The sequence below is a fragment of the Solibacillus cecembensis genome, assembly GCF_050272495.1.
In the GTDB taxonomy this organism is placed as follows: domain Bacteria; phylum Bacillota; class Bacilli; order Bacillales_A; family Planococcaceae; genus Solibacillus; species Solibacillus cecembensis.
The window spans coordinates 45800-60130 of record NZ_JBNNMF010000021.1; the positions used below are offsets into that span (position 1 = coordinate 45800).

At 37.0% G+C, this 14331-nt stretch carries 10 protein-coding genes and 1 pseudogene; 1 reads left to right on the forward strand and 10 read right to left on the reverse strand.

Going from position 1 to position 14331, the window contains the following annotated elements:
• Nucleotides 1-16 precede the first annotated feature (16 nt).
• The 4 genes from ACQKIH_RS17090 to ACQKIH_RS17105 all read right to left on the reverse strand — a co-directional run bounded on the left by ACQKIH_RS17090 (nucleotide 17) and on the right by ACQKIH_RS17105 (nucleotide 5393).
• Entirely contained in the window at nucleotides 17-1435 is a 1419-nt protein-coding gene (locus ACQKIH_RS17090) for an NAD-dependent succinate-semialdehyde dehydrogenase (protein ID WP_427768010.1), read from the reverse strand.
• A gap of 103 nt (nucleotides 1436-1538) precedes the next feature.
• Nucleotides 1539-3179 carry a flavin-containing monooxygenase gene (locus ACQKIH_RS17095; RefSeq protein WP_427768011.1) on the reverse strand — a complete coding sequence of 547 codons (1641 nt, stop codon included), beginning with the start codon at nucleotides 3177-3179 and terminating at the stop codon, nucleotides 1539-1541.
• 48 nt (nucleotides 3180-3227) lie between these two features.
• Nucleotides 3228-4154, reverse strand: a complete 927-nt coding sequence (locus ACQKIH_RS17100; RefSeq protein WP_427768012.1) for an alpha/beta hydrolase — start codon at nucleotides 4152-4154, stop codon at nucleotides 3228-3230.
• A 36-nt stretch (nucleotides 4155-4190) separates the two neighbouring features.
• Nucleotides 4191-5393 carry an iron-containing alcohol dehydrogenase gene (locus ACQKIH_RS17105; RefSeq protein ID WP_427768013.1) on the reverse strand — a complete coding sequence of 401 codons (1203 nt, stop codon included), beginning with the start codon at nucleotides 5391-5393 and terminating at the stop codon, nucleotides 4191-4193.
• Between the two features lie 287 nt (nucleotides 5394-5680).
• Here ACQKIH_RS17105 and ACQKIH_RS17110 point away from each other — a divergent pair, with 287 nt between their 5' ends.
• Entirely contained in the window at nucleotides 5681-6364 is a 684-nt protein-coding gene (locus ACQKIH_RS17110; protein ID WP_427768014.1) for a response regulator transcription factor, read from the forward strand.
• Between the two features lie 434 nt (nucleotides 6365-6798).
• Here the strand turns inward: ACQKIH_RS17110 and ACQKIH_RS17115 are convergent, their stop codons facing one another.
• The 6 genes and pseudogenes from ACQKIH_RS17115 to ACQKIH_RS17140 form a co-directional block, all read right to left on the reverse strand.
• A complete protein-coding gene (locus ACQKIH_RS17115; RefSeq protein ID WP_427768015.1) occupies nucleotides 6799-7239 on the reverse strand; it encodes a cell wall hydrolase in 441 nt (146 codons plus the stop codon).
• Nucleotides 7240-7638: 399 nt separating this feature from the next.
• Nucleotides 7639-9633, reverse strand: coding sequence for a methyl-accepting chemotaxis protein (locus tag ACQKIH_RS17120; protein WP_427768016.1), 1995 nt, complete (start codon nucleotides 9631-9633; stop codon nucleotides 7639-7641).
• Nucleotides 9634-10043: 410 nt separating this feature from the next.
• On the reverse strand, nucleotides 10044-11174 hold the full coding sequence (locus ACQKIH_RS17125) for a type II asparaginase (RefSeq protein WP_427768017.1): 1131 nt from the start codon (nucleotides 11172-11174) through the stop codon (nucleotides 10044-10046).
• A 694-nt stretch (nucleotides 11175-11868) separates the two neighbouring features.
• Nucleotides 11869-11985 (reverse strand): annotated as a pseudogene (locus ACQKIH_RS17130) (hypothetical protein); the annotation flags it as partial.
• Nucleotides 11986-12325: 340 nt separating this feature from the next.
• Complete coding sequence (locus tag ACQKIH_RS17135) at nucleotides 12326-12820, reverse strand: hypothetical protein (RefSeq protein ID WP_427768018.1); 495 nt, start codon at nucleotides 12818-12820, stop codon at nucleotides 12326-12328.
• Nucleotides 12821-13142: 322 nt separating this feature from the next.
• On the reverse strand, nucleotides 13143-14162 hold the full coding sequence (locus ACQKIH_RS17140; RefSeq protein WP_427768019.1) for an ATP-binding protein: 1020 nt from the start codon (nucleotides 14160-14162) through the stop codon (nucleotides 13143-13145).
• Nucleotides 14163-14331: the final 169 nt, after the last annotated feature.

Below are 14331 nucleotides of genomic sequence, written 5' to 3' on the forward strand. Positions count from 1 at the left end.
TTGTTTCAATCATCTATTAAATCTGTACCGAAATCATTTTTATGTCTAAATAGTCATCCATTCCATACTTTCCACCTTCACGGCCCATACCGCTCTCTTTTACGCCACCAAATGGGATTTGAACTGCAAAAGGAACGGCATCATTCACTCCGACCATACCGTATTCCAATTGTTCAGAAACACGGTACTTACGAGAAAGATCTTTTGTAAAGAAGTAAGAAGCAAGTCCATATTCAATAGCATTTGCTCTTTCAATTACTTCTTCTTCACTCTTGAACTTGATTAGTGGAATAACAGGTCCAAATGTTTCTTCCCTCGTAATTAGCATGTCATCCGTAACATCTGCTAAAACCGTTGGTGGATAGAAATGGCCATTTGCGTACTCATCCCCTGTCAATTTCTTCCCACCATTAAGCACACAAGCCCCTAAAAGAATAGCATCATCCACTTGCTCTTGTACTTTGTTGATTGCTTCTGCATAGATTAATGGACCCATTCCATTTTGTTCATCCAGCCCATTCCCTACTTTAATCTTTTGAACTTTTTCTTTCAGCTTCTCGGCAAATTCTTCATATACATTTTCTTGCACATAAATTCGGTTTGGACATATACATTGTTGTCCGTTAGAACCAAATTTACTTACTAGTAAACCGTCCACAGCCAAATCGAGATCAGCATCATCGAAAACGATAAATGGTGCATGTCCACCTAATTCCATTGACACGCGTTTGACAGTTTTTGCAGATTGTTCAATAAGGATTTTTCCAACTTCTGTTGAACCCGTAAAGGAAACCTTTTTTACAATGCTACTGTTCATAATCGTGTTAACAATAGGACCTGATTGTCCAATAACGAGATTTGCTACGCCTTTAGGCAAACCGACCTCATCAATAATTTTAAATAACGCAACAGAAGATAATGGAGCTTCCCTTGAAGGTCTTAAAATTACTGTACATCCTGTCGCTAAAGCTGGTCCTAACTTTCTAGCCGCCATAGATAACGGGAAATTCCAAGGGGTAATAGCTGCTACAACACCAATAGGCTGGCGAATCGCTTGAATACGCTTGTTAGGAAGTGATGGCGGAATAACATCTCCATAAACTCTGCGTGCTTCTTCGGCAAACCATTGGAAGAAGGCAATCGTTGAACCTACTTCTTGTCGAGCATGATGTATTGTTTTCCCCATTTCCATTGTAATAATTTGGGCTATTTCTTCCTTCTTCTCGCCTAATTTCACTGCAATTTTCGATAAATATGAACCGCGCTGTTCTGCTGGTAGCGCTGACCACCCCGGAAATGCATTCTTCGCTGCTTGAATCGCTTCATTCGTTTCTTCTTCGCCGACAAAATAAACCGTATCCACTGTTTCGCCTGTAGCCGGATTATTTACTTCAAATACTTTATCTGTTTCTAACCATTCTCCATTGATAAACATTATTCAACACTCCTTTTGCGATTTGATATCTAGCAGAAAATCCAAACGAAACATCGTTGGATTTTCCGAAATACTAAAAATTATTAAGCCCCCGTACAGCCTTTTAAGAAATTGGCTCTTTAGAACGTGCAGGTGTTAACGTAAATCCTTCATAACCTTTAGCTGTTACTTCATCGCAAATTTTGCGGTAATTCCCAACGCCACCAGTATAAATAGGGAATCCACGTGGTTTATCTTCAATATTTGCACCCGTATACCAAGACTCGACCTTTGTAAGAAGTGTAGATTGAGCGATTTCTAAACAATTTTTGCTCCATGCATTTTCCGCTTCTACATTCGCCTCAATCGTTTCTAGTTCATTTTCGCGTAAATATTCGATACAATCACCGATCCATTCAACATGCTGCTCAATTGATACAGGTACGTTTGATAACACGGAAGGACTTTCAGGACCCGTAATCATAAACATGTTCGGGAAACCAGCATTGGCAATACCTAGGTAAGTTCTCGTTTGTGTTCCATCAGCCCATTTATCTTTCAGTGACACGCCTTCTTTACCGCGAATATCAATTTTAAATAATGGTCCTGTCATTGCGTCATACCCTGTTGCAAAAACAATAATATCCAATTCAAATTCACCTTCTGAAGTTTTAATTCCTTTAGGCGTAATTTCAACAATTGGCGTCGCCTTTACATCTACTAAAGTAACGTTATCACGGTTAAACGTTTCATAATAATTCGTGTCAATAACAGGTCGTTTTGCAGAGTAGAAGTAGCTTGGTTTTAATTTTTTCGCTACCTCAGGGTTTTCGACAACTTTGTCGATCTTCGCATGAATAAATTCGCTCGCCGTTTTATTAGATTCCTCATTTACCATTAAATCTTTATATGTTTGACTAAACCCTAAACCGCCTCTGTCCCAAATCTTTTGGTATTGCTGCTCACGTTCTTCTGGTGTATCATCCAGTGCTGATCGATTATTAACTGTCGTATGAAGATACCCCATTGAAGACCAACGAATTTGTTGTTTAATCTCTTCATAATTTTCTTTTGTTTTACGAATAAACTCTTCGTCATATACATAGTTTCTCGCAGGTGTACTATATGCCGGTGTTCTTTGGAATACATTCAGATGACCTGCTTGTTCCGCAATAACCGGAATTGATTGAATACCACTTGAACCAGTACCAATTAAACCGACACGTTTATTACTGAAATCTACCTTTTCATGCGGCCAACGACCCGTGTGATATGCCTCTCCTTCAAAACTATCCAATCCTTTAAAGTTTGGAATATTCGATGCAGATAGGCAGCCTACCCCAGTGATGAAATATGTGGCATTTATTTTCGTACCATCATCAAGTTGAATGTCCCACTTTTTACTAATTTCGTTATAATGAGCAGATGTAACACGTGTATTGAACTGAATATCACGACGTAAATCTAGCTTATCTGCAGCGAAATTAAGATATTTTAATATTTCTTCTTGAGCTGGGAATCGAGTAGTCCATGTCCATTCTTGAAGTAGCTCATCAGAAAACGTATAGTTATAAATGATACTTTCTGAGTCGCAACGTGCTCCCGGGTAACGGTTTGCATACCATACGCCCCCAACACCTGCTGCTGCTTCGAAAGTACGAACAGAAAATCCAGCTTCACGTAAGCGATATAACATATACATTCCTGAGAAACCTGCTCCGATAATAACTGCATCTAAATTAATGATTTGATCTTTTTTTGTCATTTTAATTCCTCCCTATATTTAAACGCTCATTTATCGTTATTCGTAATTTTATTTATTTGTAAAGGATGCACTCAAATGGAAAGATACTTGCTCAATCGCTTGCTTACCTTTATCCATAATTCCTGCCATCCAGAAAAATCCGTGAATCATTCCTTCGTAGCAAGTGTAATCCACTTGAATTCCCGCTTCCTGTAACCGATTCGCATAAGCCAATCCTTCATCACAAAGTGGGTCATACCCAGCTGTAATGACTAATGCTGGTGGGAGATTACTAAGATTTCCCGTTAGTAGCGGTGCCACATAAGGGTTCAACTTGTCTTCTTCAGTGTTGATATAATGTTGCGCAAACCATTCCATGCTATCCTGCGTAAGGAAATATCCCTCTCCATTTTCCTTGTACGAATTTGTACTAAAAGAGACATCTGTTACCGGGTAGATTAAAATTTGGGACACGAAAGTTGGTCCTTGCTCATCTCTTGCTTTCAATGCAACACATGTAGCTAAATTTCCACCTGCACTGTCTCCACCTATAGAAATTCTTGTTGCATCTCCCTTCCATTCACTTGCATGATTCGCTACCCATAATGCAGCTTCATAACAATCTTCAAGAGGAACAGGGAACTTATATTCAGGAGCTCTGCGATAATCAACCGATACGACAATGCACTCTGCTTGATTTGCAATGCTACGACATGGTGCATCGACTGTATCAAGATCCCCTAAAACCCATCCGCCTCCATGAAGATAAATAAATATCGGGAAATTCCCTTCTCCTTCAGGGGTATAAATCCTCACCTTAATTTCCCCATCTTTTACAGCCACCGAGTATTCTTCTACTTTAGCTACTGGCTCTACTGGTCCTGCTAATTTTTGAAGTGCTGCCCCATTAGCACGATTTTCTTCAGGTGTCATAGCTGATGTTGGTTTTTTTCCCTCCAACATCTCTAAGAAATTCTTTGCTTGAGTATCTAACATGATTGAATTTATACCTCCTTTGAATAGGCTATCGGTTCACTTTACTTGGATAAATCCAGCAACTTCTTCTGTTACTTTCGTAATAATATCTGCTGGAATTAGGAACTTGCCCGATGCTGAATCACTTTGTACTTCCTCCACAATGTAATCAAGAATTTTAGAATCTAGATTAAATTCAGCAAATGTATCTGGTAAACCGACTTGCTGACGCAAATTTCGGATGAATTCAATAACTTTTGTCAAGCAATCTTGAGGATCCGATGACGATGTCTCGATTCCCAACGTCTCAGCAAACTGCTTAATTTTCAGTAAATATAAATCTGGCAAAGCAGTCATTACATTTGGTAGAAGTACCGCATTGGCCAGACCATGTGGAATTCTAAACTTAGCACCAAATACATGCGCCATATTATGCACAGGCACTCCATTGTTTCCAAATCCAAAAGCCGTTATTGCCATTGCACTTGCCATTAACATATTCCCTCTAGCTTCTACGTTCGACCCATCCTTAACTACAATTGGTAAATTCTCTGCAATTAACTTGGCCGAATACAACGCATACGAATCCGTAAATGGCGTAGCTGTTGTTGAAAAATACCCTTCTATTGCATGCGTCAAGGCATCCATTCCTGTAAATGCTGTAATCTTCGGAGGCAGCCCTACTGTCAATTCAGGATCCAAAATCGCCATGTCAGCATTGAGATAAGGTGTCCTTACCACTACTTTTACACCTAGTTTTTCATTATAAATAACAGCCATTGGCGACACTTCCGCACCTGTTCCGGCAGTCGTAGGAATTGCCACATGTGGAATGTCCATCGGTTGGGCTTCTGGAGGGAATTCTCGAATACTCGTATGAAGTACTTCCTCCGTATTTTCATATCCTTTATGCAGCATCCACTTGATACCTTTTACAGCGTCTAGCACACTGCCTCCTCCTAGAGCAATCAATGCATCCGCTTTAAGTTCTTTAGCAACTTGAACGGCTTTAGTAATATTTTCTGCTTTAGCATCCTGCTCAATTTCATCAAAGACGCCTACAAGTTCTACATTCCCTTGTAAACTTTCAAATAATTCAGTAATCCTCGCAGCAACGCCCGCCTGAACAATCCCTTTATCAGTAATTAAGAGGGCTCGCTTTCCACCTAACCCCATAATCATTTCTGGTAGCAAACTTCTCGCTCCAGCACCGCTTGATATAGCTGTTCTTAAATGAAATTCAGAAAGATAATTACTCAATTCCGTCACCTGCTCTCTAATTATTAAGAGTCATTTTATAAAATGACTTTTGCCATTACTTTTATTTTTCAACTGTAACCGTTTACAAATATAATAATAATTTTTATCCGCCTTTTAATATATCCCCTAAAATTAAGGGGTATTTTCTATGAAAGGTCATATTTATTCTCGGATAACTAATAAAATCGTTATTGTAAAGGTTACAATAAATTATCTATAATATTTTGTAATAACATCTTTTTTTGTTATAATGTGAATATTCTACACATACATAAAGGGGGATTTTCATGATTGAAGCAGCTATAATGAAACAAATCAAATCTATTTCATCAGTTCCTTCTCATTACGACAAGCAAACCCTTGCCGTCCGTGGATTTATGGATCTTTTTAATTTTTCCCGTGTAAGTCTCTACTTCTATTCAACACTAAGTAAAATTGGTGAAGGCATATTATGTATCGATGATAAAGGCATATCTTCTTTGCAGGATTGGAGGGAAGATGTTCGGAACATGCCGCCCATTTATTCAGCTATCAAGGAAAGACAGCCTAAGCATATAGATTCACAATCCATTCACCAACTACCATTAAAATTTACTAATGGTGTCACTACTGAACTTATAGTAGTTCCCATTAGTTATAGCTCTCACGTAGTTGGCTACGCTTGCATGGGGAGTACAGATTCCTTTACGGTTGATGATAATCTTCTTCACTCTTTAGGTATGTACGGGCAACATTTAGGACAAATATTTGGAGAAGATGACTATCCTGGAAATGACAAAAAAATTAGTAGGCGGGAAATAGACGTATTGCAGAGAATGTCCTGGGGTGAAAGTACGAAAATAATGGCTGTATCCCTTGGCATTAGCGAATTTACCGTACAGGATTATGTAAAATCCGCCATTCGGAAACTCGAAGTATTCAACCGAGTACAAGGTGTAGCCGAAGCTTTGCGAAGAGGCATCATCCATTAATAACACTTACCATCACAGTCCACTAACATTATGTAACATGCAACTGATTATTGTTATTCTAGATTATTAGTCTAAGCATAATGGTTGAATATTATTTTTCTTTTTTAAAGGGAAGCTTGAAAACAATAAACACTATTTGCATAGTGTTTTTAATGAAAATCAAGCACTCCTTAATAGAAAAAACGTTCATCAATTTCATAGATTGATGAACGTTTTAATATTTAGATAAGCATTTGCATGATAAAGGAACCGTTTCATAATAATCTTAATAAGTTAAAGCCCCATAATTGTAATATATACTTAATTCCAATAAAAAAAGTGCATTCATCCTATGTGGATCAACACACTAATTTCTTAGCACCTTAGTTATTTTTCACATTTCTACTTTAACGGATAACTGTTACATTCCCCAAATTACTATCCCCCCAGACAACCTACCCCATATAAACACTTTCACATGTTCCAGCAGCTGGCTCATAAAAACAATGATTTTTAAATTGACCTGTATGCGGTTGACCGTACCATGTTGGCGGACAAGGACCGTATGGATTAAAGTACCAAAGTGCGTATTTTGCTGGATGTTCACGCCAATATTTCAACGTTTGCTCTGCTAACCTTTGTTCATTTGGTCTCGCTTTTTGATAAAACATATTCCCCTTTTGAACCGCTTCAAAAGAATAGTTATTACCCTGTACTTGATATATGACATCTTCAATTGTTCGAACATCTTTAAAGTCCGAACAATCGGCCGCAGCACGATTCACAATTACATTTCCAACATATAACATTCCTTGGTTTCCTTCACCCACGGCTTCTGCTCGCATCATCCTTGCCATTAAATCAACGTCTGCCTGTCGATATTTAACTCTTGCCATCTTTTCACCTCATACATAGAGTATGAAAAAGTGCTGAAATTGATGCCTGTATTCCGGATACTTACTAATTTACCCTACATTCAGCCGAAACTAATTAGCTGATCCTATCTATTGCCAAATCCAAATACCGGTTCCAAACTTCCACTGAAAATCGGTCAAGGGTTTCCTTGCTCGGAACAGTGTCTTCATGGAACGAATCATTTTGCTCCTTCCAATCAGGCGGTAATATATTTTATTATACCAAGAATCCCGCATATTGAAACGTACGTTCTAATTTATAATAGGGATATAAGGGCAAGCATTCATCTCCCACCTACGCTTCACGTTAAGATGGAAGATGGATGCCCTAAGTTGTAAAATCTTAGTCTCGTATATAAGTAATGGTTGCTACAAATATTTTTAATATTTAAAGGTAGCTATAGCAGATTTTAAATCTTCCGCCAGAGACGAAAGCGACTGAGCTGAAACTGAAATTTCCTCCATCGATGCCAACTGTTCTTCTGCTGATGCAGCCACCTCTTCAGAAGTCGCGGCGTTACTTTGTGCCACTTGCACAATCTTATCTGATTGTGCAGTTACTTCCTGAATAGCTGCAGACATTTGCTCTACCGCTGCTGAAACTTCTTCCATCTGTGGAGAAATCTCATTGGTAGTTTGAAGAATCCCATTAAATTTCTCAATAGCTTCTCTTGTAATCTCCACTCCTTCTTTAACATCCTCCGTAATCCGTTCCATAATACCCACTGTATTTTCCGTATCATCTTGAATCTTCGTGATAATCGCGTGAATTTCTTTAGCCGATGTTTGCGTTTGTTCAGCAAGGTGCCTTACTTCTTCTGCTACAACCGCAAAGCCCTTTCCATGTTCGCCTGCACGGGCCGCTTCAATAGCTGCATTTAAGGCAAGCAAATTTGTTTGATCCGCAATACTTGAAATAACGCTCAAAATTTCGTTAACCTCTTTAGAACTCTCATGCAAAGATTGAATGGTTTCATGTGATTCGCTAACAGAAGTATGAATAGACTGCATTTGAGTAACTGTTTTAGATACAGCTTTGCCCCCCTCATCTGCTTCGAGAACAGCTTGACGCGAAATGTCTGTAACTTTTGATGAACGTTCGGCAATGTTACTAACACCAATCGCTACTTCGTTATAAGTTTGGGATACTTTATTAACGGTATTTGTTTGTGTTTCCGCATTTATCGCTACTTCTTGGATTGAAGAGGCTACTTGTTCAGTTGCAATATTTATTTCTTCTGCACTCGTAGATAATTGTTCTGAAGCAACCGCCACTTTTCCTGCTGTCTGGTCCACTTTTTTTGTAAGAATACGCAGACCATCTATCATCTCATTAAAAGCCTGACCTAATTTACCAATAATATCATTCGTATGTATTTCCACGTATTGAGTTAGGTCTCCTTGACTTACTTTTACGGCCGATTCCACCAATTTTATAATCGGTTTTGTAACGGATTTAATGATGAAAATGACAGCAATGATTCCCAAAACGACAGAGATTACTGCCACCAACAATGATGTAAGTAAAATAGGGGCAGAGGCCTGTTCAATTTCTTTCGTATAGAAGTTCCCGACTATTTTCCATCCAGTCAATTCATTTGTAATGTAGTCAAAGGTTACAGAATCTCCACCCACCTTATCGTTTAACTGGCCCGTTGCTTGTTTATATAAATTGTCATAGATTGTATCTACTGCTTCACTTCCTAATTCAGCAGTAGGGTGAGCAAGATACTTTTTGTTTTGATCTAAAATAAATCCATAGCCCTCTTCACCAATTTGAGTGGTTTGCGCTACTTCCTGTAACTTATTAAGATTAATATCAATACCTACTACTCCTGAACCGTCGACATTTACTTTGGAAATAGTGATAACCATTTCACCCGTGCTTGCGGCAACATAAGGTTCTGAAATTACCATTTCTCCTTTACGTTCCATCGCCTGCTTATACCAATCTCTCTCTCTCGCATCATAACCATCCGGTAGGCCTAGCTCTGCAGGCTCCATTATATATACGCCATCTTCGTTACCTGTATATACCATGTCGATTTCTGGATGCGTTTGTTGATAAAATTTCAAAGGTGCTTGAATTTCAGGACTATTTAATTCTTGGAATTGATTTGAAGTGATTCTATTCGCTAAAACTTCAATATCTCTTAATTTAGGATTAATTGTGTCGTCTATTGCCCTATTCAGCATTGCCACATTATCATTAACACTACTCAATATACTTTTTTCCATCTCATTTTTAGCCGTGTTATAGGATAATAATCCAATTGCTAAGGCAGGAATGATTAAGATTAGAATAAAGGAAAAAACTAATTTTACATGTAAATTACGCAAGCTAAACTTGTTTACTTTTTTTGAGTCAATTTTCACTAAACTACCCCTTCTCTTTAACTGATAATTGAAAGAAAAATAAATGCATTTACTAAAATTTAATCCGTAGTAGAACTCTTGCTTAATCTATAGTAATAATTCTACTTGCTAACTTCAATTAATGAAAGAGAATTGAAAATTTGCTAAGCAGAGATGTCTGTCGTTTTATTTATTTAATTAGAACAAAATATAACATTCAGGATGATAAAGATCCTTGCTGTCCTCAAGATTAAAAGGAATATATAAATGATTATTTATTAATGAAGAAAGATCGACTTGTTGTAATTGTAGCAAGGAATATTAAAGTAGGACAAGGGAATTAACCCTTGTCCTACATCATTTTAGGCTCATTTGGATTTTTTGAAATTAACATATTCATGTATTGTTATTTCATCTGTGCTTTTTGAAAATCAATATTGATTGTAGAATGATTGGATCTCTTCAGGATTGTCTGCTACAGTCATTGCAAGCATCAATAGAATACGAGCTTTTTGTGGATTTAGAGAGTCTGAAGTAATAAACCCTTCTTTTGGAGAAACAGTTCCTGATCCTACACGTGAAGAACGGACTACTGTCACTCCTTTTTCCATAGCATATTCGACGCCTTGGAGAGAATTCGCTGACAATGTACCATCACCAGGTGCTGCAACAACAATTCCTTTCGCTCCGTTATTTACAGCAGCCTTGTACATATAAGTAGGGCTGTTCTGATACCCATAAATGATCTCAACCTGAGGCAACTTTTCGATGGTAGAAATATCGAAAGGAGTATCAGTTGTATGTAAATGAGTAACATTATTATAGTAATACGGTTTTCCAGCAACAATTGTACCTAAATAACCATTTTCGATTGATTTAAAAGCATCTGTTACAGTCGTATTTGTTTTCGTTACATTTCTAGCTGCCAAAATTCTGTCGTTAAGTGTAACAAGGACACCTTTTCCTTTAGAATTTTTATGACTAGCTAATAATACGGCATTGTATAAATTAAAAGGACCATCCGCACTCATCGCTGTTGCAGGGCGCATAGCTGCAGTTAAAACTACTGGCTTGTCGCTTTTTACAACTAAGTTCAAAAAATAGGCAGTTTCTTCTATAGTATCAGTGCCATGAGTAATTACAATTCCATCTACATCATCAGAAGCCAATAATTCATTAATTCTCTTACCCAATTTTAAAAGTACTTCGTCCGTAATGTCTGTACTATCGACACTAACAATTTGCTCACCTGAAATATTAGCTATCTCTTTCATTTCAGGAACTGCTTCAATCAAAGTATCAATTGCCAAATCTCCGGATTTATATCCAGTCGTCTGGGTTGATGAAGATCCCGTTCCGGCTATAGTTCCACCAGTTGCTAGAATAGCGATATTCGGAAGACGTTCCTCTGATAGTTGACCTTTCGTACTTTGTTCAGCTTGAGCAGTGTTGACTGTTTCTGTACCATCATTATTTTGTGCTGAAACGTTCAGTGTAAATCCGGAAAGAGCAACGGTTGCTGCTACAATCAAGGCAATTAAATAGTTGAATTTTTTTTTCATAAACTTACCCCTCCAAATATTTAATTTCATAGTAATCTAATCAATGAGCCAAAAATAGATTAATTGGGGGCGTTTCCATGTTAAGTTTATGCATAAGCATCCCTATAATTACACCCACCCATATAAATCATTTATTATATCGACAGACTTATCAAATATTTAAGTGTACCGCGACTTAAAGCCTAATAATCAACAAAAAACAGTTATGAGTAAAGTTTTATTCTCTGTGGATTTTTTTTAGAAGCGGGGAATTTGGCTAGAAACTGCATTATTTTGGCTAATAAAGGATGTATTTTGACTAGTAACGCTTGAAATCTGGCGAGTATCAATGGGTTCATGGCTAGTAAATAAATTTCATGTAAAGAACGGAGTGAGCAAAAAACAACCATCAAAATCAATCTTTCTAAGCAAATAAAACACCATAGTTCGTAAAAATATCTACATTGACTTTTATACATATACTTTGTTTTTTTCATTAATTCCTTCATAGATCATGGACCGGTTAGGCCATTCCGATGATCCAATAACCAAAAATGTCTATCTCCACGGAACGCAAGAAATGAAAAAAGAAGCCTCTCAAAAGTTCAGTGAACTAATGAGAAGCCTCCGTTAAAATCCTTTATGCAAGCAAAATGTTAACATCACACTTTTCTCTTACATAAAACCCAGTCGTATCAAGGGCTTAAGTGGCTTATTACATCATGCCGCCCATTCCACCCATATCAGGCATACCCATACCTGCGCCTGCTGGTTCTGGAATGTCTGCTACTACTGCTTCCGTTGTAAGGAATAGTGAAGCGACTGATGCAGCACAACTGTGTTCAACCATTATTATATCTACGTTTCTATTCACAATCATTAGGCAACTACCAATTCCCAATGATTTACTATACCTTCTATTATAAAGTAGTAGTTGCTCGTTGTGAAGTAAGAACCTTGTGTGGGTGCAACAGGTCACATTACAAATAGGAAGATACCTTCCCTCAATATCAGAAACTAGACCTCTACCATTCGTTTAAAAAAGGCTTAGGAAGCGTTCACAGCTACCACAAAAAATGTACCACTGATAGATACTAAAAGGAAGACTCACAGCCGTTTATGAGACCTCTCAGAATATAAGAAATTTCTACATCACATCTTTATCACGATAGTTAGCCCTCAACTACAATCGAATCAATAGATGATTCATAAATACCATATCTACTATATAGCCCGCCCCCTCCTCTCCTTTCCCAACTTACTCCTTTTTTAAATTCTAATATCAGTTTAAACTCCCTTTTCTGCTCATCAAATTCAACTGACTCCACTTTGCCTATACAGTGAGAAGTCCCCCACACTTCTAGGCGATTCAACTCAATATCGACGTTCTTGCCTTGATAATCAAACATACTATTACTAGCAATATCCCTTTTCTTTATGTGAATCATATTTAGCTTTTCTAATTTCTCATAATAAGCTTTTTTAACTAAGCCGTCATTCTTCAATTTATCAGGAACTTTACTAAAATAGCCCTCTTTGATATGCTCAATTACAACATCAGGCTTAAGTGAATTTATTAAATACTTATAATCTGCAAACTCTTCTTCACTTTCAATCGTGTGTAAAAATAATCCCAATCCAAAATTCAAATCTTTAAATCTTACCATTCCTCTTCTCCTCCTATGCCACATAAAGTAGCTACAATATTAGCTTGTTAAGCTAGCCTTCTACTTCAGAATATAGTAATAATAGGAAGAAAAACAGAATGTTAAAAAATCTAGTTATATGGTAAAATATTAACAGGAACAGCGCAAAAGTAACATAATAATATGCGCAAAAGAGATTTTACTTGCCAAACAAAAGAAAAAGAGAGCCTACTTCTTGCTCTCTTGAATCAATTATCAAGCTGTTTCGAACTTTCCGAAAGAAGCACATGCTCCTCAACTCTCTCACAACCTATTCTTATATGTCCGTAAAAGAATGATTTCACTAGAATGTTTGTGTTAATATCCTCGAAACCTTTGAAGCTGTTATATTTGCCCTATCCCCATTTTCCTTCGCAATAGCTTCACCCTTACTTACAATTTCATCAACCAAATTCCCTTTAAAGTTAGCTATTTCGGAAACTTTCATCCTCATTCTTATTGCAGTACCATTGAAATTAGTATCCACGACTTGATGTTTATCGCCTTTAATATGCAAGGCTTTTTCTCCGCTGCAGATTAAAAAATCTCCACCTAACTGACAGAGCTTACTCGTCACATATAAACCATAACCTGAATTACGCCAAACACTATCTTCTTGTATTCTTTCTCTTCCTTTATATTTAAAGGCTTTCCCTGAAATCCCTGGCTCAATAGATAAAAGTAACGCATCCTCAGGTTTCTTAATTACTAAATTTGGATTTATAGATATAGCTTGTTTAATACCTACACCTTCATCTAACAAGCTAATTTCAACAGTGTCTTTACTAGACCAATATTGTGCAGCAAACCATATTTCCTCTGCGGTACTATGCTCCACTATATTTCTCATTATTTCCCTAATAGAATATGTAACTATTTCTTCTACGTATAAATTTCCCCTTGTTAATACTTTAGCTAATTCTCTAGACTTCCTTTCAATAACACTTTGAACTACTCCATTATCAGAATTATACGACTCTATCCGCAGTTCTTTGACATTTAATTTCGTTATAGGTATGTAGTTAGTATTCCCACAAGCTTCCCCTGGACTTTTACCAAAGCCAACATTAAAACTCTTAAAAAAACCCATATGTGCTGCATAGCTTTTATTTTCAATACCATTGATATAAAACTTAGCATGTTGGTTTGCTTGACGAATACTTCTTAACTTAGAAGCTACTAATAACATCCCAAAGGGAGGAACATCATTCATATTATGAGCATTAACATAGACTTCGGTAAAATTACTAAAATCATATTCATTACAGCAAAACGCTAAAGCATTATTTGCCTTCAAATCAAACAAATTTATAGTATTATCCATAAGTACCCCCAAAAAAACATTTATACTATATTATATCAAAATGGTATTTTTTACCATACAAACTTCTTTTCATTTAATAATAACTTTTCTTATCATATCGTCTCGATACCTTTCTCTCTCGTGGTGTGGATGTAGCAGGTATTACTCAATTTCACTTTCTAGTGATTGA

Bases quoted from the DNA above. Each gene is read 5' to 3' on its own strand.
- ACQKIH_RS17090 (WP_427768010.1), bottom strand. From the start codon at position 1,435: ATGTTTATCAATGGAGAATGGTTAGAAACAGATAAAGTATTTGAAGTA.
- ACQKIH_RS17095 (WP_427768011.1), bottom strand. From the start codon at position 3,179: ATGACAAAAAAAGATCAAATCATTAATTTAGATGCAGTTATTATCGGA.
- ACQKIH_RS17100 (WP_427768012.1), bottom strand. From the start codon at position 4,154: ATGTTAGATACTCAAGCAAAGAATTTCTTAGAGATGTTGGAGGGAAAA.
- ACQKIH_RS17110 (WP_427768014.1), top strand. From the start codon at position 5,681: ATGATTGAAGCAGCTATAATGAAACAAATCAAATCTATTTCATCAGTT.
- ACQKIH_RS17115 (WP_427768015.1), bottom strand. From the start codon at position 7,239: ATGGCAAGAGTTAAATATCGACAGGCAGACGTTGATTTAATGGCAAGG.
- ACQKIH_RS17125 (WP_427768017.1), bottom strand. From the start codon at position 11,174: ATGAAAAAAAAATTCAACTATTTAATTGCCTTGATTGTAGCAGCAACC.
- ACQKIH_RS17135 (WP_427768018.1), bottom strand. From the start codon at position 12,820: ATGGTAAGATTTAAAGATTTGAATTTTGGATTGGGATTATTTTTACAC.
- ACQKIH_RS17140 (WP_427768019.1), bottom strand. From the start codon at position 14,162: ATGGATAATACTATAAATTTGTTTGATTTGAAGGCAAATAATGCTTTA.